This window comes from Sphingomonas caeni, from assembly GCF_026013415.1.
Taxonomy (GTDB): Bacteria; Pseudomonadota; Alphaproteobacteria; order Sphingomonadales; family Sphingomonadaceae; genus Sphingomonas; species Sphingomonas caeni.
This window is the reverse complement of the sequence record NZ_JAPDOK010000006.1, coordinates 26,865-47,035: the sequence shown is the minus strand read 5'-3', so window position 1 is coordinate 47,035 and position 20,171 is coordinate 26,865. Positions and strand designations below refer to the sequence as shown.

General features: G+C 66.1%; 18 protein-coding genes. 7 read left to right on the top strand and 11 right to left on the bottom strand.

The window, feature by feature from the left end; all coding sequences use genetic code 11:
* Positions 1-111 precede the first annotated feature (111 nt).
* The gene (locus tag OF829_RS15050; RefSeq protein ID WP_264940921.1) at positions 112-990 is read left to right on the top strand and encodes an OmpA family protein; all 879 of its coding nucleotides are present in this window, start codon (positions 112-114) and stop codon (positions 988-990) included.
* 149 nt (positions 991-1,139) lie between these two features.
* Here the strand turns inward: OF829_RS15050 and OF829_RS15045 are convergent, their stop codons facing one another.
* The 3 genes from OF829_RS15045 to OF829_RS15035 all read right to left on the bottom strand — a co-directional run bounded on the left by OF829_RS15045 (position 1,140) and on the right by OF829_RS15035 (position 2,719).
* On the bottom strand, positions 1,140-1,697 hold the full coding sequence (locus OF829_RS15045) for a hypothetical protein (protein ID WP_264940920.1): 558 nt from the start codon (positions 1,695-1,697) through the stop codon (positions 1,140-1,142).
* Between the two features lie 78 nt (positions 1,698-1,775).
* Complete coding sequence (locus tag OF829_RS15040; RefSeq protein WP_264940919.1) at positions 1,776-2,420, bottom strand: hypothetical protein; 645 nt, start codon at positions 2,418-2,420, stop codon at positions 1,776-1,778.
* Complete coding sequence (locus OF829_RS15035; protein WP_264940918.1) at positions 2,417-2,719, bottom strand: PadR family transcriptional regulator; 303 nt, start codon at positions 2,717-2,719, stop codon at positions 2,417-2,419. Before OF829_RS15035 ends, OF829_RS15040 begins: the two co-directional genes overlap by 4 nt.
* A 375-nt stretch (positions 2,720-3,094) precedes the next feature.
* Here OF829_RS15035 and relB point away from each other — a divergent pair, with 375 nt between their 5' ends.
* Together relB and OF829_RS15025 are read left to right on the top strand one after the other, a co-directional pair.
* A complete protein-coding gene (gene relB / locus OF829_RS15030; protein WP_264940917.1) occupies positions 3,095-3,391 on the top strand; it encodes a type II toxin-antitoxin system RelB family antitoxin in 297 nt (98 codons plus the stop codon).
* Entirely contained in the window at positions 3,388-3,588 is a 201-nt protein-coding gene (locus OF829_RS15025; protein ID WP_264940916.1) for a hypothetical protein, read from the top strand. Before relB ends, OF829_RS15025 begins: the two co-directional genes overlap by 4 nt.
* Before the next feature lie 41 nt (positions 3,589-3,629).
* On the opposite strand, the gene OF829_RS15020 is transcribed toward OF829_RS15025, so the two are convergent.
* From OF829_RS15020 to OF829_RS15010, 3 genes are all read right to left on the bottom strand, one after another.
* Positions 3,630-4,172: a superoxide dismutase family protein gene (locus OF829_RS15020; protein WP_406701439.1), complete on the bottom strand. Its 543-nt coding sequence runs from the start codon at positions 4,170-4,172 to the stop codon at positions 3,630-3,632.
* 62 nt (positions 4,173-4,234) lie between these two features.
* Complete coding sequence (locus OF829_RS15015) at positions 4,235-7,162, bottom strand: hypothetical protein (RefSeq protein ID WP_264940915.1); 2,928 nt, start codon at positions 7,160-7,162, stop codon at positions 4,235-4,237.
* A 191-nt stretch (positions 7,163-7,353) separates the two neighbouring features.
* On the bottom strand, positions 7,354-8,325 hold the full coding sequence (locus OF829_RS15010) for a hypothetical protein (RefSeq protein WP_264940914.1): 972 nt from the start codon (positions 8,323-8,325) through the stop codon (positions 7,354-7,356).
* A gap of 695 nt (positions 8,326-9,020) precedes the next feature.
* Here OF829_RS15010 and OF829_RS15005 point away from each other — a divergent pair.
* The 4 genes from OF829_RS15005 (at position 9,021) to OF829_RS14990 (ending at position 14,499) form a co-directional block, all read left to right on the top strand.
* A complete protein-coding gene (locus tag OF829_RS15005; RefSeq protein ID WP_264940913.1) occupies positions 9,021-10,907 on the top strand; it encodes an SEC-C domain-containing protein in 1,887 nt (628 codons plus the stop codon).
* A gap of 183 nt (positions 10,908-11,090) precedes the next feature.
* Entirely contained in the window at positions 11,091-13,760 is a 2,670-nt protein-coding gene (gene acnA, locus OF829_RS15000; RefSeq protein WP_264940912.1) for an aconitate hydratase AcnA, read from the top strand.
* Positions 13,757-14,107 (top strand): hypothetical protein, encoded by a 351-nt coding sequence (locus tag OF829_RS14995; protein WP_264940910.1) that lies wholly within the window; start codon positions 13,757-13,759, stop codon positions 14,105-14,107. Before acnA ends, OF829_RS14995 begins: the two co-directional genes overlap by 4 nt.
* Entirely contained in the window at positions 14,104-14,499 is a 396-nt protein-coding gene (locus OF829_RS14990; RefSeq protein ID WP_264940909.1) for a DUF2147 domain-containing protein, read from the top strand. Before OF829_RS14995 ends, OF829_RS14990 begins: the two co-directional genes overlap by 4 nt.
* A gap of 3 nt (positions 14,500-14,502) precedes the next feature.
* Here OF829_RS14990 and mtnP read toward each other — a convergent pair whose 3' ends face one another.
* The 5 genes from mtnP to OF829_RS14965 all read right to left on the bottom strand — a co-directional run bounded on the left by mtnP (position 14,503) and on the right by OF829_RS14965 (position 20,171).
* Positions 14,503-15,375: an S-methyl-5'-thioadenosine phosphorylase gene (gene mtnP, locus OF829_RS14985; protein ID WP_264940908.1), complete on the bottom strand. Its 873-nt coding sequence runs from the start codon at positions 15,373-15,375 to the stop codon at positions 14,503-14,505.
* Between the two features lie 14 nt (positions 15,376-15,389).
* Complete coding sequence (locus tag OF829_RS14980; protein ID WP_264940906.1) at positions 15,390-16,811, bottom strand: amino acid permease; 1,422 nt, start codon at positions 16,809-16,811, stop codon at positions 15,390-15,392.
* A 90-nt stretch (positions 16,812-16,901) separates the two neighbouring features.
* On the bottom strand, positions 16,902-17,285 hold the full coding sequence (locus tag OF829_RS14975) for a DUF6916 family protein (RefSeq protein ID WP_264940904.1): 384 nt from the start codon (positions 17,283-17,285) through the stop codon (positions 16,902-16,904).
* A 136-nt stretch (positions 17,286-17,421) separates the two neighbouring features.
* Entirely contained in the window at positions 17,422-18,033 is a 612-nt protein-coding gene (locus OF829_RS14970; protein ID WP_264940903.1) for an Isoquinoline 1-oxidoreductase subunit, read from the bottom strand.
* Entirely contained in the window at positions 18,030-20,171 is a 2,142-nt protein-coding gene (locus OF829_RS14965) for a xanthine dehydrogenase family protein molybdopterin-binding subunit (protein WP_264940901.1), read from the bottom strand. Before OF829_RS14965 ends, OF829_RS14970 begins: the two co-directional genes overlap by 4 nt.

Below are 20,171 nucleotides of genomic sequence, written 5' to 3'. Positions count from 1 at the left end.
CGGCGGCAGGGCACCTTCATCCGCACGAAGGGTTGCCCGATCACGCGGGAACCTGACCTGCCAAGGCGCAGTGGCGTCCGCGTGCCGATCATCCTCTGTAAGGAGCCACGGATGCGTATTCTGTCCACCAGCCCAAGGACGCTTTTTCTGCTCGCCATGCTCACCGCGCCCGTCGCGGGCGCCGCGCAAGCGCAAGTCGTGCCGGGCGATGCCGAACCCTCGATCATCGTCAGCGGCATGCCCCCCGCCGATCTGGCCGGCCTGCCCGCGGGGCCCGAGGTCACCGGCTATATCTCGGCACGCCGCGACCGGTCGGTGCAGATCACCACCGTCGGCGGCAGCAAGACCGTGGTGTTCCTCAGCGACAGCACCCGCATCCGTTCGCGGGGCGGGTTCCTCGGGCTCGGCCGCAACCGGCTCGCCGCCGACGCGCTGCTCAACGGCCTGCCGGTCACCATCCGCACGGTGCAATGGGCCGACGGCCTCGTCGCCACCCAGATCGATCTCAAGTCCCGCGACATGCGCACCGCCTCGATGATCCACAACGGCACCGACCAGCGCTTCACCGACAATGAAGCCGCGACCGAGGCGCTGCGCGGCCGCATGGGCGATATCGACCAGTATAACGTCAAGAGCACCGTCAGCGTGAATTTCGACACCGGCAAGGCGGTCCTTTCCGAACAGGCCAAGGCCGATCTCTGCAACACCGCGCGCCAGGCCGGCCAGACCGACAACGCGCTGATCCTCGTCGTCGGCTACACCGATTCGACCGGCAGCGAGGAAGTGAACCAGGCGCTGAGCGAAAAGCGCGCCGGCCGCGTCGTCAACTATCTGCAACAGGCCTGCGGCTGGAAACCCTATCGCATGCTCACCCCCAGCGGCATGGCCGAAGCCGATCCGTTGGCCCCCAACGACACCCCCGAAGGCAAGGCGCAAAACCGCCGCGTCACGGTGAGCGTCCTGGTCAGCAAGGCCGTGGACGGGTTCTGAGACAGGCCGGGGTGGGTTCGCGCCCACCCCGGTTGCTCCCAAAGCCGTCATCCCGGCGTAAGCCGGGACCCAGAGCCACGCAGGTCATCGCCTGCCACTCTGGGTCCCGGCTTCCGCCGGGATGACGTTTCAATTTGGCGGGTCCGCCTCTAGCGGATGCGCCGGAAGTGGAAGGTGCGCACGAACGGCGCGCCCTGCGCATCGACGTTCGCCGCCGCCTCGGTCATTTCCTTGCCGTCGCCCGAGACGGTATAGACGCGAACCCCCGCCGAAGCCTTGTTCTTGGCCATGCTCATGACCAGGACATTCGGCGCCGGAGCGCTGAACGCGGCGCTGTCGCCATCGGCATCGTCGCCTTCGCCCTGCACCGCGCGGCCGTCCCGCCGGTAGCGGATCGCGATATGCCGGCTGCTGCCGTCGGGCGCCGCGATATCGACCTTGGTCACCCACTCGCCCGACCCGGCATCCTCGAAGGCGAAGGTCACGCGCTTGGGCGGCGGGCCATAGGTGTCGGGCATCCGGGTGAGATCCAGCTCCCATTCGCCGATAAAGGGCGATTGCTCGGCCGCCGCGCTCGCCGATGGCGCCGCGGCGCGTCCCGCCTCCCCCGGCTGCAGCAACAGGGAACCGCCGGCGATCAGGACTGCGGCGGCGGCAAGGCGGATCGAGGCATGCGAATAGGCCATATCGAGTCTCCTGTCGTTCATGGGCACGGCTTGCAGGCGCACGATCCCGGCTCCGGAACCGTGCTTCCGGAGGCAGGGCAATCGGACGATCGGCTATCGCTATCCGGGCTGTTCGACCGGCGGCGGCGGAAAGAGCTGCCCATGCCACCGCGCCACCACCGCGACGGTCGCAAGCTCCACTGCCAGCAGCCCGCCCTGCAGCAGCGCGCGCGAGCTATCGAGGAAGAAGGCGCTCATCACCAGCACCAGCGTCAGCGCCGCCGCCAACATCGCCGCCGCCGCGCGCAGCACCCGGCTCCAGTCGCGGTCGAGCATCGCCCAGGCAAGGCGGAGATGCCCGGCCCCGAGCACCAGCAGCAGAAAGGTGAACGACGGCAACCCGTTCAGATAGACGCTCCGCAGCAGCGCCTCGTGCGCGCCGCCCTTCAGCATCGCGACGGGCACTCCCATCGTCCCCGGATAGAGATAGGGGAGGCCCAGCAGCGCGCATCCGATCTGGACCGCGGCCATCGGGATCATCAGGCCGAGCACCAGCGCATAGCTGGTCAGGATGAAATGCCCCTCCTCGCGCGTCAGCATCCCGCGCCACGCCGCGGCAAGGCAGCCAATCGCGAAGCGCAACCCGTCACCCGCCTGCTCCGCCATCTCGAACTCGGCCCGCATCGCCGTGGCCCAGCCCCGCCGTCCCTCGCCCATGCAGGCGGCGGCCATCGCCATCAGCGCGCGGGAGACCGCCGCCCTCATGCGAGCGCCGCCCTGGCCGGAACAGCGCCACGGCCGCCCGGCGCCTCCAGCGCGAGCGCCAGCCCCGCCGCGGTCAATCGATAGGCATGCCGCGCCGGCCGCCCCGGCTGCGCCGGCGCATGCCACTCGGCCTCGACGAACCCCTGCTCGGTCATCCGCATCAGCAAGGGATAGAGCGTGCCCGAAGAGAGTCCGGTCTCCTTCATCAGGTCATAGCCATAGCGCCATTGCTGCCGCTGCACGGCCAGCGCATCGAGAAGGACGCGCATCTGCTTCGAGGGTTGCCGCTTTCTGCCCATGAACTTAATCCAACATATGTAGAGTTAAGAGTCAAGCGGTGCCGAAAGGGCGTGTTTTTGGGCTCATCGAGGCCAAATCGCGAAAGGCGCGAAAGGCCCGCCCGGCGAGCTTTCCCCCTCGACCGTCATCCCGGCGGAAGCCGGGACCCAGAGCTGCGAGGGCGCCGTTTGTGGCTCTGGGTCCCGGCTTTCGCCGGGATGACGTAGCTGCTTCAGACCCGCCGCGCCAACGCCAGCGCTTCCCCGGCGAAGGCCGGGGGCCCAGTATCGGTGAGCGGGCGAGGGCGCGAGAACCGCGAGGCCTCTCCCCGTTGGCGCACGGCGCTCGCCACTGCGCCTTTGCGCCGCCGGCCCGATCATTTATCGTGCAGCTCCATGACCGACCCGCCCCCCATCGTCTCCGAGTTCGACACGGTCGAACAGGCCGAAGCGCATCTGCGCTGGCTCGAGGCGAAGGTTGCGGCCTCACTCGCCGACGGGCGGCCGGTCGTCGAGCATGACGCGGCGATGGCCCGGGTGCGCACCTATCTCGGCACGTTCCTGACGTGGAGATATTGGCGGGCGTTGTGGCGGTTCTTTTCCGGTCCTGTCCGTTGGAATCACAATCAGAAATTCTGGGACCGGGTAGCGCGGGAAGCCGAGCGCGATAAGCAGGTGGAGAAGCCGGAGTGAGTGAGCGTCAGTGGCCGCTGTCGGGAATGACGGTCAACGAACGCCTTTCGGTGACAGGTCTGATGGATCAGTGGGACGTGGCCGTCCGAGCCCGCGACAGAGCCACCATGATCGATCTGATGCGTAAGGTAGAAGTCGAACCACCAGAACCGACCGTCGATTCTTTCCTGGCTAACCCCGCACCCTACGGTTTTTAGCGCCGGGTTTGTGTTCTACGGATGCGCCTCAGATTACCCCCTCAAACCGCCTCGAACACCCCGCAAGCCACCCGCCCCCCGCTATTCCCGCTGGGATCGGTCTTCAGATCGTCCTGCCCCGCATGCACCACCAGCGCCGCGCCGTCCTGGTCGAGCAGGCCTTCGTAGGTCCCCGGCAGCGTGAATTCGATATGCCCGCGCCCGTCCGCGGCCACCGACAAATTGGGCAGGTCGCCGGCGTGCGGACCCGCAGGGTTCATCGATCCGTGCTGGTGCCCGGTGGGGTTCCAGTGCCCGCCCGCGCTCGCGAAATCGGGCGCGTCGCACTTGCCGGCCGAATGGACATGCACGCCGTGCAGCCCCGGGGTCAGCCCCGAAACCTCCACCGTCACGCGCAGCGCGCCACCCGCCTCCTTTGCGGCCGCGGTTCCGATCTCGGCGCCGCGCGCGTCGCGCAGCACCGCAGTGGCCGTGAAGTGCCCCGCCATCGATCGCCCGCCGCCGGGCACCGCGACCTCGCCGTCCATCGCGCAGCCGCCCGCCAGCAGCGCCAGCCCGGCCGCCGCCATCCTGAGACCCGTCATGCTCCGTCTCCCATGAGGTTGTCCCCCCTCAATGGACCGCGGCGGCACCGGTTCCAAGCCGGTCAGATCACCAGCGCCCGGGGCTGCACCGGATCGCTGTAATCGGTCAGCGTCAGCACCACCGGAGACTCGATCCCCCCGGCGAGATCCTCGAGCGTCAGCATCAGCGCGAGCACCACCGGCTCGACCGAATTGCGGTCCTTGGCGAACAAGGGGGATCCCGCCGCGAGCCAGCGCGCGGTGCGATAGGCGATCACCTCCTGCTGCTGCTCGTACCGCTTCGCGCTCCACGCCTCGTCGCCCACCGGCGAGGCGCGATAGACCAGCCCCAGCCGCTCGATCGCGGTCGCCAGATCGTCGAGCCGGTAATAGGTCCGCACGAAGCGGTTGGCGTCGTCGCTGGCCGCGCCGGGGAAGCTGCGCGGGTCGTGATAGCGCTCGATCTCCTCGACCGCGCCGCGCGAAAAGAGCAGGAACTTGCCCGCCAGATCGGCCGGCAATGGCGTGGGGATCTGGTCGCGCTCCTCGTCGATGATGAAATCGGCCGCGCTGGTCAGCTTCTTGAGCGTTTCCTTGCGCGAGCGCGTATTGCTCTCGGTCCCCGCCGAGAGCAGCCCCTCCAGCCCCGCCTCGAACACGCGCCGCCGCCCCGCCCAGGCGAGCATGCCGGTAGGGTCGCGATAGGGCTTGCCCGGGATCGCCTCGCCGAACAGCATCACGCTCTGCGCGAGCTTGTCGTCGAGCCACAGCTCGGCCGCGATCCCCGCCTTCGCGGTGCCGCCGGCCGATCCCGCCACCAGCTTCGCGAACGCCGCGCGCGCATCGGCGCCCTCGGCGCTCGTGATCAGCAGATGATCGGGCGATTCGAGATCGTCGAGGAACCCCGCCAGCTTGGCCGCGCTGTAATTCCCGTCCTGATAGCTTGCGCTCACCCCGATCCGCATCGTCCGCGAGACCAGCGCGCCCTGCCCCTCGGCCAGGCTCTTCGCCGCCGCGACGCCCAGCACGTCGCCGAAGCTCGCGGTCCGCTCGACATTGCCGCCCTTCACGCGCTTCTCGTAATTGGCGCTGGTGTCGATCAGCACATTGCCCGCGGCGTCGAGCGTCGATTTGGCATCGACCGTCAGTTTCTCCGAATAGGTCGCGCCGAAGCCGAGCACCATGATCTCGAACCCGACCGACTGTTCGAGCCGGTCATGCTCCTCGATGCTCGACGCCGGATCGAGCAGGAACCCGTCATGCGCGCCGTTCACCAGGTCGTCCCAATGCTTCCGGATCGTCTTCAGATCGCCCCGCGTCAGCCAGCCGAACATGTCCGCCGCCTTATTGGGATCGGTGAACACCCCCTTCACGGTCAGCGTCAGCTCGTGCGTGCGCTTGTTCTGCACGGTGATCGCGATCGAGATCTTCTTCTCGGCCGCAGCCTGCGCCTTTTCGGCGATGTCGTGGATCGCGGCGTTATATTTGGTCAGCAGGTCGCGCACCCCCGCGAACGCGTCGTCGATCGTCTTGATCGCCCCCTGCACCTTGGCGCCTGCGTCCTGCAGCAGCTTCTGGAAGGCCTTGCCGTCGCCCGCGAACGAATCGAGCAGCTTTTGCACCGCATCGCCGAACCCGGTGTGCACCGATCCGATCAGCTTGGCGATCTCGGCCTTCACCGCCGCCTTGGCCTCGTCGGGCACCCAATTGCCGAGGTCCGCCATCACCTTGTCGGTGACCTCGGTGACCGCGGTCTCGGCCTTGCCCGTCAGGCTCGCCGAGGCGCGGTCGATCGCGCCCTTGATCGCGTCGGACAGCCAGTCGGCCAGCCCCGCATCGCTGCTGTCCTGCCCCAGCACCGTCCCCAGATCATGCGCCAGCGCGTTGCGCAACGCCTCGTTCTTCACCAGCCGGTCGAGCGCCGGCCCCAACTCGCCGAGCAATTTGGTCTGCAGGAAGGTCCCCGGCGACAGGATCGTCTGGATCTCCGCCCGCGCTGCGTCCCACAGCTTGAGCTTGGTCTTGACGATATCCTGCACCTTGGCGCGCAGCTTGGGCGCGTCGACCGTCACGCTCAGCGACGCCCCGATCGTCAGCGCGCTCAGCCGCGTCCGCTTGAGCGAGATCGCCAGCGCCGTGGCTCCCTCGCGCTGCACCGGCGACAGCGTCAGCCGATACCCCTTGGCATAGCTCGCCGCGACCGACACCTTGCCGCCCAGGTCGAACTTCAGATCCCCCGCCTCGATCAGATAGGCGAGCCCGACATCGAGGTTCGCCCCCGCATTCGCCGCGAACACATAGTCCACGCCCGCAAAGCCCGGCCGCGCCGCCGCTTCCCACACCGCCGAATAGTCGAACGGCAGCGGCGCCCGCGCCAGCCCCTCGGCCAGCGCCGCGACGTAGATCCGTTTGTCCCCGGTCGCATAATAATAGGCCAGGTCGAGCGCCGCCCCCGCGCTCGCCCCCGCCTTGATCGCCCCCATCGCATAGGGGATCTCCGCCCCGCCCTGGGCGCTCACATCGCCATGCGCCGCGATCTTGAGCAGCCGCGTCGCCGGGCTCCCGAACGCCTCGGTCGTCGTCGATGCCGCGCAGCTCAGCACCGCGCTCGCCTTCACCCCCAGCGTGAACGGTTCGTCGAGCGGCACCGTCTCGTCGAGCTTGAGCGGGGTCCAGGAAAGCGCGCCGGGATCGCTCTCGCCGAAACTGTCGAGCGGCCGCGCCAGCGTCTTCGCCCAGTCGGGGATCTTCGCCCCCGCCGCCTTCACCTTGGCGAGCAGCGCCGCCACCTTGGCGCGCACCGGCTCCAGCCCCAGATCGCCGAAAACCTTCTTGACCGAGGCATCGTCGATATCCGCGATCGCCTTGGTCAGCAGGTCCGCGAGCTTCGCGGGCCGCTCGGGCCCCGCCCAGCTCTCCGCGATCTTCACCAGCGCCTCGATCGCCTCCAGATCGTCGGCAAGCCCGACATAACCGGCGCCCTTGCGCACGAGCGGCAGAAACTCTCCCATCGAAACCCCCTTCGGCTGATCCGGCGCGCAACCGCCCCGGTGAAATCCATGCGACCTCCGGAGGTGCTCGTCGCGGCACCCGCCCGCGGCGATCCTACATCGTCCGCCCCGGCTCACAACCGGCTTTCGCGCCTCTCACGGTTCGCGCGATCGGAATAGGCGGGCCCGGGCCAGGCAACCCGTGACGGCGATCACGGACGCGCCATTTTCCGCTGCCGCGCCGTGCGTCCCTGCCCGTAGTGGCTCCCCCATCGCCGCTGCCAGCGCGCCCATTGCGCCGCATGGAGCGTGGCCGCTCGCTTCCGATGCCGCTGGCCGAGGATGTCGAGATTCTTCAGGATCGCATCGGTCAGGTCCTCGGTCGTCGCCTTCTGCACGAACGCGCCCCCCGCCGCCTTGGCGACTTCATAGGCATGGCGCTCCGCCGCATTCTTCCACGGCCCGCCCATCGGATCGCGCTCGCCCTTGCGCGCCGCCACTTCGGCCCGCGCCTGCGCCACCAGCGGATCGGCCTCGGCCGCCGCGTCGGCCCGCGCCTTGCCGGCGCCCTGCTCGGCGCGCAGCAGGTCGCGCAGCAGCCCGTCCGAATAGCGCCGCTTGACCGCCACCACCTGCCCGCCCTGGACGATCGGCTCCTCCCAGCCCTCGACCGCGCGCGCATAGGCCGCGTCGAGCACCGAGCCTGCCCCGGCCCGCAGCCTCTCCTCCCAGGCCGCCGCGAAGCGCGGCGATTGCCCGCGCAGATAATAGGCCGCCGAGGCCGACATCCCCGCCGCCTCCGCCGCCCGGCTCACGCTCTTGGTCCGCGCCAGGGTGCGCAGGAAGGTCCCGCGCTTCGCCGCATCCCAGCCGCCCGTCCGGTCGCGCCACGGCGTCAGCCGCCCGCCCGCCTCGCCATCCTCGGGCGCATCGAGCCCCGGCCCCAGCCGCGCCTCGGCCGCCGCGATCCACTCCGCCTGCTGCTCGGCGATCGCCCGGTCCCACTCCGCCGCGAACCCAGGATGCGTCCGCCGCCGCGACTGCGCCGAACTCCTGCTCCGCCCGATCGCCGCCGCCGCCTTGCTCACCTGCCCCGTGAGCCTGAGCGCCACCAGAAACGCCCGCTCGGTATCCGCCGTCCATTTCGACCAGGGCTTGCGGGGGGTGAGCGGCCCTTCTTCCAAGCCCCTCCCCTTCAGGCGCGTCAGGTCGGTCGTGCCCCCGGCATGACCTAAACAGCGCGGGGCGCTGTTTACCTGATGCGGGGTTGGGGTGGGGCAGCCCGGCAAGGGACCACCCTCGTCGTCGATCTCAAAGCTAAGCCCAGCCCCCGCCTCACCCGCCATCCGACTCACTCCTCAAGCTAAAGGAGCAGGACAGGTGTCACATGTTCGGGGCTGTAGGACAGAACAAAATGGGAATATGCCAGCGTGGTTTGTCCGCGTTCATAGCTACCACCTATGCGACCCCCATTTCCGCGGGTCCGATTTCACGATATGTTCCACTCATGAGTCGATCACCGCACGACCAACGAAGGAGACACTGGAAGGGAAAGAGTGCCCGCCCGCCAGAATTGCCACGCTTTGCGATCGCAGAACGGAACGACCGGACGGAGGATGAGGTCTTCATCCTCCTGCGGGAGCTCTGCACGAGCCCGGGATATATTCATGTATTGGCCTACCTTGGCTACAGAGACAATGTAATTCATAGCATAGGATCCGAATTTACTAAGGAGGATTTCTTGCCATCCTATAGCCCTGAGAGGCTAATTAGATCAGAGTTCGTGACCCTTCTTGGCCTTCTAATGTCGGCACACATTGATTTCAACATTCCACCTCCACTTGAATTTGAGAGAATGGTCGAATCCACTGATCGACTCATGATGGAATTGCATGGCGTTCTGCTTAAGCCAGCCCGTGAAGAATTCCAGGCTGCACTGAGAGGCAGAGAGGCAGGGTTGGAAGTTCCCAATCCACTGACTCGAGCGAGCGCCCTACGTGAAGCCGTTTTCTATTCCGCAGAGTCCGCTTTTCCCTTTCAATATATTGAACTTGCTGAAGAGCGCTATGAAAAGGATCGTGCATGGTTCGCAACCAAAAAGGGATTTGATATTGAGAACGCGGCTTCAGTAATACGAGCGGCGACCAAGATAATGTACACGCGCCTCGTAGATCGCCTCAGATCTCTCGCGTCATTAACCCCAGAACGACGGACATTCATCTCGCTCTTCAGCTTTACATCCGAAGAAATTTCCGGTGATACGGGAATAGATAAAGATATTGTTGAAAAAGTTCTGTTAGCATTTTCGTGTCCAATTGATAACAGGAATACTTCATTCACATCATTATCTGAGTTTAATAACGCAGTCTCTTACCCAATAATACGCACCCCGAATGGTGATTTCTTCTTATTGCTTGAATATAGCGCCTCGGAGGCGCTTTACGATTGCCCATTCTACTGGATGAGCGATGATACTGCATATCGAGATACGGCCTTGGCAAACAGAGGCGATTTTTCGGAGCGATCCGCCAGACGGCTCTTGTCGAGAATTTTTCCGAGCGACAAAATATTATCGAATATTATCTTTAAGAGTGGAAAAAAGAAAACGGATGGAGAGGCAGATGCATTGATAATTTTTGGAGAACGAGCGTTCGTTGTTCAAATAAAATCCAAAAAACTTACTCAGGTAGCGCGTTCTGGTAATAGTCAGGCGATCAACCGTGACTTTTCTTCGGCCGTCCAGTCAGCTTACGATCAGGCCATTACTTGTATTAATTGCCTTCGCTCCGGAACGCCGATTTACTCGGAAGGGAAGCGGATAAATCTCGATGATCTAAAAAGCATAAGAAAATTTTACCCGATATGCATTACGAGCGAGCACTATCCAGCCCTACTTTTTCAATGTGCGCAGTTTCTCCGCACGCTGGACGAAGATTATCTGTCGTATCCATTGGTATTTGATATTTTTACCTTGGACGTTATTACAGAATTTTTAAACACACCTCTCTATTTCTGTGATTATCTTGCTAAGCGCGCTAGGGTTGCGCAAGGCATTACAGCATCTCATGAGCTCATAATTCTAGCATTTCATCTAAAGAGAAATCTTTGGATAGAAAATGATGCGTTCGTGTCCCTACCGGACGAATTCTTGGTGGAACTCGACTTGGCGATGGCTGTGAGGCGGCGTGGTTTAAAGGGCGCTTCGACGCCGAAAGGCCTTCTGACGCGGGAAAAGGGAACTCCGTTTGGAGAAATATTGGACGAGGTTAACAAATCCAGTCGTCCGGATGTCCATCAGCTAGGTGAATTGTTGCTTAGCTTAGGTAGTTCGACCTGCGACGCGCTAAATCGAGGCTTGCGCCGAATACGGAATAGCGCGCGTCGTGACGGGAGAAGTCACGATGCGACAATGTGGTTTGAGGAGGCGGATTGTGGTCTGACGATCCATTGCAACTCGCTACCTGAGCAGGAAGCTTACGATAAGCTGAGGACGCATTGCGAGATGCGAAAATACACGATGCACGCCAACAGGTGGTTTGGCATTTGCCTCGGTCCGAAGGACGGACGAATTCGGTTTGGGTTGGGAATAGCTGCAGAATGGCAGCTCGTGCCAGAGCTGGAGGAGGAAGCTATCAATCTTCGGATACGTTCCGCGGGCCATCTTCGGTTGGACGATCGTCGCAGCGAAAAGGTCGGGCCGAACCAACAGTGCCCGTGCGGCAGCGGTCGCAAATTCAAGCATTGCCACGCGCGGCGACTGCAATAGCCCCCACACCCTTCCCCCCTCCCCCCTCCCCTGCTATCGGCTCCCCGACTCTTCGCACACGCAGCACTCCGGCGCGGCCCGCGCGGGAGCTGCGGGGGCGGCGCTCCACCGCGAACGCCGCGCATCCCGCCAGCCCCGCCTCCCCGAGCCCGCCGGCAAAAACAGGGAAGGAAACCCCGTCATATGACCGCCACCGGCTCGGACTTGCTCGGCACCCGCGACACGCTCAGCGTCAACGGCACCGCCTACGCCTATTATTCCCTCCCCAAGGCCGCGAAGAAGCTCGGCGACATCAGCCGCCTGCCCTTCAGCATGAAGGTGCTGCTCGAGAATATGCTCCGCTTCGAGGACGGCGTGACCGTCACGCGCGAGGATGCCCAGGCGATCGTCGACTGGCAGAAGGATGCCCGCTCGAACCGCGAGATCCAGTATCGCCCCGCGCGCGTGCTGATGCAGGATTTCACCGGCGTCCCCTGCGTGGTCGATCTCGCGGCGATGCGCGATGCCATCACCAAGCTCGGCGGCGACGCGCAGAAGATCAATCCGCAGGTCCCCGTCCATCTCGTCATCGATCACTCGGTGATGGTCGATGCGTTCGGCACGCCCCAGGCGTTCGGCGAGAATGTCGAGCTCGAATATGACCGCAACATGGAGCGCTACGAGTTCCTGAAATGGGGCTCGAAGGCGCTCGACAATTTCCAGGTGGTGCCGCCGGGGACGGGCATCTGCCACCAGGTCAATCTCGAATATATCGGCCGCGGCATCTGGTCGTCGGCGGGGGCGGACGGCGCGATGATCGCCTATCCCGATACGCTGGTCGGTACCGACAGCCACACCACGATGATCAACGGGCTCGGCGTGCTCGGCTGGGGCGTCGGCGGAATCGAGGCCGAGGCGGCGATGCTCGGCCAGCCGGTCTCGATGCTGATCCCCGAGGTGGTCGGTTTCAAGCTCACCGGTGCGCTGGGCGAGGGCATCACCGCGACCGATCTCGTGCTCACCGTCACCGAGATGCTGCGCAAGAAGGGCGTGGTCGGGCGGTTCGTGGAGTTCTACGGCCCCGGCCTCGCCTCGATGACGCTCGCGGACCGCGCGACGATCGCCAACATGGCGCCCGAATATGGCGCGACCTGCGGCTTCTTCCCGATCGACGACCGCACGCTGGAGTATATGCGCCTCACCGGCCGCCCCGATCAGGATATCGCCCTGGTCGAGGCCTATTGCCGCGCACAGGGCATGTGGCGCGAGGACGATGCCGCCGATCCGATCTTCACCGACACGCTCGAGCTCGACATGGGCAGCGTCTGCCCGAGCCTTGCGGGGCCGAAGCGCCCGCAGGACCGGGTGTCGCTCGACAGCGTCGACGAGGTGTTCAACGGCGACCTGTTCAAGGTCTACAAGAAGGAGGGCGCCGCGCGCGTCCCCGTCGAGGGCGCCGATCACGATATCGGCGACGGCGATGTGGTGATCGCCGCGATCACCTCGTGCACCAACACCTCGAACCCCTCGGTGCTGATCGCCGCGGGCCTCGTCGCGCGCAAGGCGCGTGCGCTGGGGCTGACGCGCAAGCCCTGGGTCAAGACCTCGCTCGCGCCGGGTAGCCAGGTCGTCACCGACTATCTCGACAAGGCCGGGCTTTCGGAGGACCTCAACGCGATCGGGTTCAACCTGGTCGGCTATGGCTGCACCACCTGCATCGGCAATTCGGGGCCGCTCGCCGAGCCGATCTCGGCCGCGATCGCTTCGGGCGATATCGTCGCCGCCTCGGTCCTGTCGGGCAATCGCAACTTCGAGGGCCGCGTGAGCCCCGACGTCCGCGCCAACTTCCTCGCCTCGCCCCCGCTCGTCGTCGCCTATGCGCTCAAGGGCACCGTGACCGAGGACATGTACGAAACCCCGCTGGGCGAGGGCACCGACGGCCCGGTCTTCCTCAAGGACGTCTGGCCCACCAATCTCGAGGTCGCGGACCTGATGGCCGCCAATATCGACGACGGCATGTTCAGGGCACGCTATGGCAATGTCTACCAGGGCGACAAGCACTGGAGCGCCATCCAGGTCGAGGGCTCGGACACCTATACCTGGCCGCCCGCCTCGACCTATATCCACAACCCGCCCTATTTCGAGGGGCTTACCATGACCCCCGCCCCGGTGCAGGACATCATCGAGGCCAAGCCGCTCGCGATCCTCGGCGATTCGATCACCACCGATCACATCAGCCCTGCGGGCAGCATCAAGGCCGACAGCCCCGCGGGCATCTTCCTCCAGGAGCACCAGGTCAGCCGCAAGGACTTCAACAGCTACGGCGCCCGCCGCGGCAACGACGAAGTCATGGTCCGCGGCACCTTCGCGAACATCCGCATCAAGAACGAGATGGTCCCCGGCGTGGAAGGCGGCATGACCCGCTACGCCGGCCAGGTCATGCCCATCTACGACGCCGCCATGAACCACAAACGCGACGGCACCCCCCTCGTGATCGTGGCGGGCAAGGAATACGGCACCGGCTCGTCGCGCGACTGGGCGGCGAAGGGCACCAACCTGCTCGGCGTCCGCGCGGTAATCGCCGAGAGCTTCGAGCGCATCCACCGCTCGAACCTGGTCGGCATGGGCGTCCTCCCGCTCCAGTTCCCCGAAGGCGTGGGCCGCGAGAGCCTCGGCCTCAAGGGCAGCGATCTCTTCACGATCGACGACGTCGCCGGCCTGCGTCCGCGCCAGGACGTTGAGGTCACGCTCACCCGCGAGGATGGAAGCACCGAGACCTTCACCACAAGGTGCCGCATCGATACCGTCAACGAGCTTGAGTATTTCCTCAACGGCGGCATCCTGCAGTATGTCTTGAGGAAGCTCGCCGCATGATCTTCGCCGCCGCATTCGCGCTCGTCGTCATTCCGCTCCCACCGCAAGAAGCGTGGGAGAAGATCGGCGAGTCGCAAGGCGGCGCCGCGATCGAGATAGCTCCGGTCCGCACTGAGGGCGGCTTGCGGTATGTCAGGGTCCGGGTCAGCCTGGCGCCCCGCGCCGTCATCGCGTCGATCACCGTGAATTGCGCTGCGAAAACGGCCGAGTTCACCGGCGGCGTGGAGATCTACGCAGATGGCAAACTCAGCCAAACGCACCCCTATCCCGGGGGCCTGACGGGTTTCCGGCCGGTCGCCGACGATCCGCTTTCCGGGCCCGTCGCTGCGCATATCTGCCCCGAATGAAGGCGGTCGCCCTCTTGCTCGCGCTGGCGGCAACCTCCGCCGCCCCCGCGCCGGTCACCGGCCGCTGGCTCACCGTCGACGGCAAGGCGGTGGTGGCGATCGCCCCATGCGGCAAGGCGATCTGCGGCCGCATCGTCGAGGTCCGCAACCCCGCCCCCGGCCAGGCGACCACCGACGTCCACAACCCCGATCCCGCCAAGCGCAACCGCCCGATCCAGGGCCTGACGATCCTCACGGGCTTCACGGCGGCGGAGACATGGTGGACCGGCGAGATCTACGATCCGAAGACTGGCAAGACCTACACCTCCTACCTCGCGATCGAGGGCGCGCGGCTCAAGGTCCAGGGCTGCATCGGCCCGCTCTGCCAGACGCAATATTGGACCAAGGCCTGATCGTCAGACCGGCCCCAAAGCCCGCCCCGCCACCGCATCGAGCTTGCGCAACAGCTCCGGATCGCGCACCCCTGGTGCGGTGATCAGCGCGGTGTCGAGACAGGTATCGATCGGGCTCGCGGACCGCTCCTCAGGCAGGTTCCTGAGCAGGTGCATCACCATCGCCCGCGCCTTTTCGGCATTGGCGCCGAGCTGCGCGATCACCTGCGCGACATCGACCGCCTCCTCGCCCTCGCGCCAGCAATCATAATCGGTGACCATGCCGACCAGCGCATAGGGAAGCTCGGCCTCGCGGCACAGCTTCGCCTCGGGCATGCCGGTCATCCCGATGATGTGGCACCCCCAGCTGCGATAGAGATGGCTCTCCGCCCGCGTCGAGAATTGCGGCCCCTCCATCGCCAGATAGGTGCCGGCATCGCTCACCTCGGCGCCCGCGGCGCGCGCCGATGCCGCCGCCAGCGCGGAGAGCCGCGGGCAGACCGGATCGGCCATCGAGACATGCGCGACCATCCCCTCGCCGAAGAAGCTCGACGGACGGCCCTTGGTGCGGTCGATGAACTGGTCGGCGATCGTGAAGCTCCCCGGCGGGCGATCCTCGACCAGCGACCCGACCGAGGAAACCGCGAGCACATCGGTCACCCCCAGCCGCTTGAGCACATCGATATTGGCGCGCGGATTGAGGTCGCTCGGGCTGATCCGGTGCCCGCGCCCATGCCGCGGCAGGAACACCGCCTTCACATGGCCGACATGCCCGACGAAGCATTCGTCGGACGGCTGCCCCCAGGGGCTATGGACCTCGACCCAGTCGCCCCCCTCGATGCCGTCGACATCGTAGAGCCCCGAACCGCCGATGATCCCGATCGTCCAACCGCTCATGCTTCGCTCGCTCCCTACGCCCTAGCCGCACTCCCGCGCGCATAGGCGAAGTAGACGAGCAATCCCACCAGGTTCCAGATGCCGAACGCGATCTGCGTCTTGGTGGGGAGGCTGATGAACAGATAGAGGCAGCCGAAGATCGCCCCGAGCCCCACCAGCCAGGCGGCGGGGGTGCGGAACGGTCGCGGCGCATCGGGGGCGCGCCGGCGCAGCACGAGCAGGCACAGGCCAACCGCCGCGAAGGCCGTCAGCGTGCCGGCATTGGCGAGCGCCGCGATCTCGCCGATCGGGAAGAAGGCGGCGAAGAAGGTCGCGACACAGGCGGTGAAGATCGTGATCCGCAGCGGCTTGCCGCCCGCCGAAACCCTGGCGAGCGCCTCGGGCAGCATCCGGTCGCGCGCCATCACGAAGAAGATGCGGCTCTGCCCGAACAGGAAGGCGAGGATCACCGTCGGCAGCGCGATCACCGCGGTGCCGCGCAGGAAGTCGGCGATCACGGGCTGGCCGATATCGACCAGGATCACCGCGAGCGGCTCGCTGCTGGCGGCGAAGCGCGAATAGTGCATCGCCCCGACCGCGGCGAGGCCGACCAGCATGTAGATGGCGACGCACGCCACCATCGATCCGACGATGCCGATCGCCAGGTCGCGCCCCGGATTCTTGGTCTCCTCCGCCGCCGTGGAAATGGCATCGAAGCCGTAAAAGGCGAAGAACATGATCGATGCGGCGACCATCACCCCGCGCTCCACGCCGTCGCCGCCATGATGCTTGCCGAAGCCATAGGGGCTGAAGGGCTCCATATTGGCGGCGTCGAAATGCGGCAGGGCAACCGCCACGAACAAAGCGAGCGCGGCGATCTTCAGCACGACCAGGATCGCGTTGAGCGTCGCGCTCTCGCGCGTGCCGACGCACAGCAGCCCGGCGACCACCGCGATGATGAACAGGGCGGGCAGGTTGAAGCCCCATTCGGCCACCTGCCAGCCCGCCATGGCCGGGCCGTGCGTCAGCGCCGCGGGCAAATGGATGCCGTGATCGAGCAGGAACCCGTTGCCATAGCCCGACCAGCCGACCGCCACCGTCGCCACCACCAGCGTATATTCGGCGAGCAGGCTCCATCCGACCACCCAGGCGATGATCTCGCCGAGCACGGCATAGCTATAGGTATAGGCGCTGCCCGATGCGGGCATCATCGTCGCCATCTCGGCATAGGCGAGCGCGGCGCAGGCGCAGATCGCCCCGGCAACGGCGAAGGACAGGATCACCGCGGGCCCGGCGCGCTCGGCACCGATGCCGATCAGCGTCAATATGCCCGTGCCGACGATGGCGCCGACCCCCATCGCGACCAGATGCGGCCAGGAAAGCGTGCGGGCCAATTGATGCTCGGGCGGGCGATCTTCCGCCGCCACGATCGGCTTCAAACGGAACAGGCTGGCCATCGACGCTCCCCCTCGGCTTGTTTCGCAACAGCCTATCGCCGGGCCGGCGCATGCGCCAGCCCGGGGAGCGATCGGCGAGGGTTTCGGCGCTTAGCTGAAGGAGGCGCGCAGGCGGGCCTTGCCGTCCTTGCTCAGGCTCGGCTCGAGATAGAGCGAAGCCTGGCCGAGATCGGCATGCGAAACCTTGTGGAGCCCGGCCGCGGGAACCGCATCGCCACGCACCTCGAACACGGTGGTGAAATTGTGCTTGCGGGCCCTGCCGGCGGGCTGACGATTGCCCGGCTTCACCGCGACGAGGCGCATCGGCGTGCCGTTGACCGCGAAGGTCTGGCCGACCTGCGCCTGCCAATCGTCGAGATCCTGCATTGCGAAAGGCTTGGCGCTGGCGACGGGCACGGCGCCCGGCAGCATAGAAGCGAGAACGGCGCCGCCAGCGATCAGCTGGCGCCGCGACGGCGCGAAATCATACGGCATGCAAAACCCCTCTTGCGACCCGAGGATCGTTTTTTTCGATCCTGACAATCATGCTGGACTCGCGCGCGCCGGACGTCAATCGCCGTTATGCGGCAACGCATCATCCATTATGGATTCGAGTCACAATTCGGGACGGCTATTTCGCCGCGGGACACTTCGCTCCGCTCGCGACCCACGCCCTGCTCAACTCGCCAAATTGAGCCTGCGATCCCGGCGCCGGCGCACGGCCCGCTCCCGGGTCCCAGCCCCAGCTGATCAGCCTGTCCTTCGCGTTATGCTCGGTGAGCTGGGCAAGCGTCCTGCCGCCGTTGCGCTTCGGATCCTTGAGCTGCTCGCAGATCTCGGCGAGCGACTTGCCCTCCCACGCCATCGATGCGGGCGCCAGATGCCAGTCCGGATGCCCGGGCATGCTGCTCTTGCCCCCCGCAAAGGCGACGTTGCGCGGCCCATGGCAGGCCGCGCATTCGAGCCCGGGCGCGCCATGCCCGTCGGGCCCGCGCGTCACTGGCGGGTCGTGCGGCGTCATCGCCTCACCCTGGTTGGGCCGGTCGGTGCGCGGGTGGCAGTTGAGGCAGCGCGGGTGCTGGAGCACCTTGCCCATCTCCTCGAACAGCGCGACCGAACGCGCATCCTTGTCGGCAATCGACGCAAAGGCGCTCACGGGCCTGAGCCCCGCCTCCTGCTGCGCCGAGGCGGTGATCGCCAGCGCCAGCGCCGCGCCGCCGAGCGCGATCAGTCCCGCCTTCATACCCGGCCTCCCACGCTGAACGGCAGCCGTCGCACCACCTTGCCCGTCAGGTTGCGCCAGGCATTGGCGACCGCGGGCGCGACCGGCGGCAGCCCCGGCTCGCCCACCCCGCGCGGATGTGCGCCGGACTCGATGATCGCCACCTCTACCTCGGGCATCTCGCCGATCCGAAGCGAGCGATAGGTATCGAAATTGCTCTGCTGGACGATCCCGCCCTCGCCGAGCACGATCTCGCCATAGAGTGCGTGGCCGAGCCCATAGCCGATCCCGCCCTCCATCTGCGCGCGGATGATATTGGGATTGACCGCCACCCCGCAATCGACCGCACACCAGATCTTGTGCACCTTGGGCAGCCCGTCGGGGCCTTTCGACACCTCGGCCACCTGCGCCACATAGGTCCCGAAGCTGAAATGCGCCGCCACGCCCCGCGCACGGCCCTCGGGCGGCTTGCTCCCCCATTTGGCGATCTCGGCGGCCTTGCGCAGCACCGCCTTCATCCGCTCGTCATGCATCAGCGCGAGCCGGCCCTCGACCGGATCCTTTTTCCCCCGCTCGAGCATCTGATCGAGGAAGGTCTCCATCGCATAGGCCGTGTGGGTATTCCCCACCGAGCGCCACCAGAGCGTCGGCACCCCGCCTTCCATGATGTGCTGGCCGACATAATGGTTGGGGAATCTATAGCTGCTCTCGGCGGCCCCCTCGGTGATCGACCCGTCGATCCCCTTCTGAATGCCCATGAATTCCATCGGCGTGCCCTTGAACGCCGATTGCGCCGCGACGACGTGATCCCAGCTGATGATCTCGCCATTGCCGTCGAGCCCGCCGCGCACCGTGTGGACGACCAGTGGACGGTAGAAGCCCCCCATCAGGTCGTTCTCGCGCGTCCAGACATGTTTCACTGGGACCTTGCCTCCCCATGCCTTGAACACGCTCGCCGCCTCGACGCCGAACTCCATCCCCGGCGACACGCGCCGCCCGAAGCTCCCGCCGGCATATTGCTCGTGCAGCACGACCTTGTCGGGCTTCACGCCCAGCACCGCGGCGATCGCGCCCATCTCGCCCACCTGGAACTGGCTGCCCATCCAGACATGGACCTCGTCGCCCTGCATCTCGATCACCGCGTCGAGCGTCTCCATCGGCGCATGGGCGAGATAGGGGAAGCAATAGACCGCCTCGAGCTTGCCCGCCGCGCCCTTGAACGCGGCCTTGGCATCGCCGCTCGCCTCGACCTGAACGCCCGGTTCCTCGGTCTTCTCGGCGAACTGGGCATAGAGTTCCTCGGTCGACCGTTTCTCCGCCTTGGAGAGGTCCCACTCGACCCGAAGCGCCGCGCGGCCCTGCATCGCCGCCCAGGTGTCGCGGGCATAGACGGCCACGCCCTGTGGGATCGGCTTGACCCCCAGCACGCCGTTCACCGCCATCGCCGCGCTGACATCGACCTTGCCGACCTTGCCGCCGAACAAGGGCGGATGGAGGATCGCGCTGTACACCATCCCCGGCCGCCGCACATCCATCGTGAACTGCGCCGCGCCGGTCGATTTGGCGACGCTGTCGATCTTGGGCGTATCGCGCCCGATCAGCGTGAACTGGTCGGGCGTCTTGAGAACGGGTTTCTCGGGCGGCTTGAGCAAGGCGGCCTCGCCCGCCAGCTCGCCAAAACTCGCCTTGTTGTCGCCATGGCTGACCACGCCCCTGGCCACCTTCACCTCGCCCACGGCCACGCCCCAGCGCTTCGCCCCCGCCTCGGCCAGCATCGCCCGCGCCGAGGCCCCGGCGCCGCGCATCTGCTCCCAGCTGTTTGCGATCGCCGAGGAGCCGCCGGTGCCCATCGTCCCGAAATAGAGATTCTTGTAGAGCGCATCGTTGGCGGGCGAGAATTCCACCCGGACCTGGCTCCAGTCGGCATCCATCTCATCGGCGACGATCGTGGCGAGCCCGGTCGCGGGCCCCTGTCCCATCTCGACATGCTTGATGATGATGGTGACCAGATTGTCGGGGCTCACGCGCACGAACGCGTTCGGCGCGAACGGCGCATCGGGCAGCGCCCTGGCCGCGCGGCCCGCGGCCGGCAGCGCCACCCCGAGCACCAGCCCGGTGGATTTGAGCAAGCCGCGGCGGGTAGGCGTGATGGCGTTCAT

Excerpts from the sequence above, each read along its gene's own strand:
- OF829_RS15050 (WP_264940921.1), top strand. The coding sequence starts at position 112 with ATGCGTATTCTGTCCACCAGCCCAAGGACGCTTTTTCTGCTCGCCATG.
- OF829_RS15045 (WP_264940920.1), bottom strand. The coding sequence starts at position 1,697 with ATGAACGACAGGAGACTCGATATGGCCTATTCGCATGCCTCGATCCGC.
- OF829_RS15040 (WP_264940919.1), bottom strand. The coding sequence starts at position 2,420 with ATGAGGGCGGCGGTCTCCCGCGCGCTGATGGCGATGGCCGCCGCCTGC.
- OF829_RS15035 (WP_264940918.1), bottom strand. The coding sequence starts at position 2,719 with ATGGGCAGAAAGCGGCAACCCTCGAAGCAGATGCGCGTCCTTCTCGAT.
- relB (WP_264940917.1), top strand. The coding sequence starts at position 3,095 with ATGACCGACCCGCCCCCCATCGTCTCCGAGTTCGACACGGTCGAACAG.
- OF829_RS15020 (WP_406701439.1), bottom strand. The coding sequence starts at position 4,172 with ATGACGGGTCTCAGGATGGCGGCGGCCGGGCTGGCGCTGCTGGCGGGC.
- OF829_RS15015 (WP_264940915.1), bottom strand. The coding sequence starts at position 7,162 with ATGGGAGAGTTTCTGCCGCTCGTGCGCAAGGGCGCCGGTTATGTCGGG.
- OF829_RS15005 (WP_264940913.1), top strand. The coding sequence starts at position 9,021 with ATGATGGAATTGCATGGCGTTCTGCTTAAGCCAGCCCGTGAAGAATTC.
- acnA (WP_264940912.1), top strand. The coding sequence starts at position 11,091 with ATGACCGCCACCGGCTCGGACTTGCTCGGCACCCGCGACACGCTCAGC.
- OF829_RS14995 (WP_264940910.1), top strand. The coding sequence starts at position 13,757 with ATGATCTTCGCCGCCGCATTCGCGCTCGTCGTCATTCCGCTCCCACCG.
- OF829_RS14990 (WP_264940909.1), top strand. The coding sequence starts at position 14,104 with ATGAAGGCGGTCGCCCTCTTGCTCGCGCTGGCGGCAACCTCCGCCGCC.
- mtnP (WP_264940908.1), bottom strand. The coding sequence starts at position 15,375 with ATGAGCGGTTGGACGATCGGGATCATCGGCGGTTCGGGGCTCTACGAT.
- OF829_RS14980 (WP_264940906.1), bottom strand. The coding sequence starts at position 16,811 with ATGGCCAGCCTGTTCCGTTTGAAGCCGATCGTGGCGGCGGAAGATCGC.
- OF829_RS14975 (WP_264940904.1), bottom strand. The coding sequence starts at position 17,285 with ATGCCGTATGATTTCGCGCCGTCGCGGCGCCAGCTGATCGCTGGCGGC.
- OF829_RS14970 (WP_264940903.1), bottom strand. The coding sequence starts at position 18,033 with ATGAAGGCGGGACTGATCGCGCTCGGCGGCGCGGCGCTGGCGCTGGCG.
- OF829_RS14965 (WP_264940901.1), bottom strand. The coding sequence starts at position 20,171 with ATGAACGCCATCACGCCTACCCGCCGCGGCTTGCTCAAATCCACCGGG.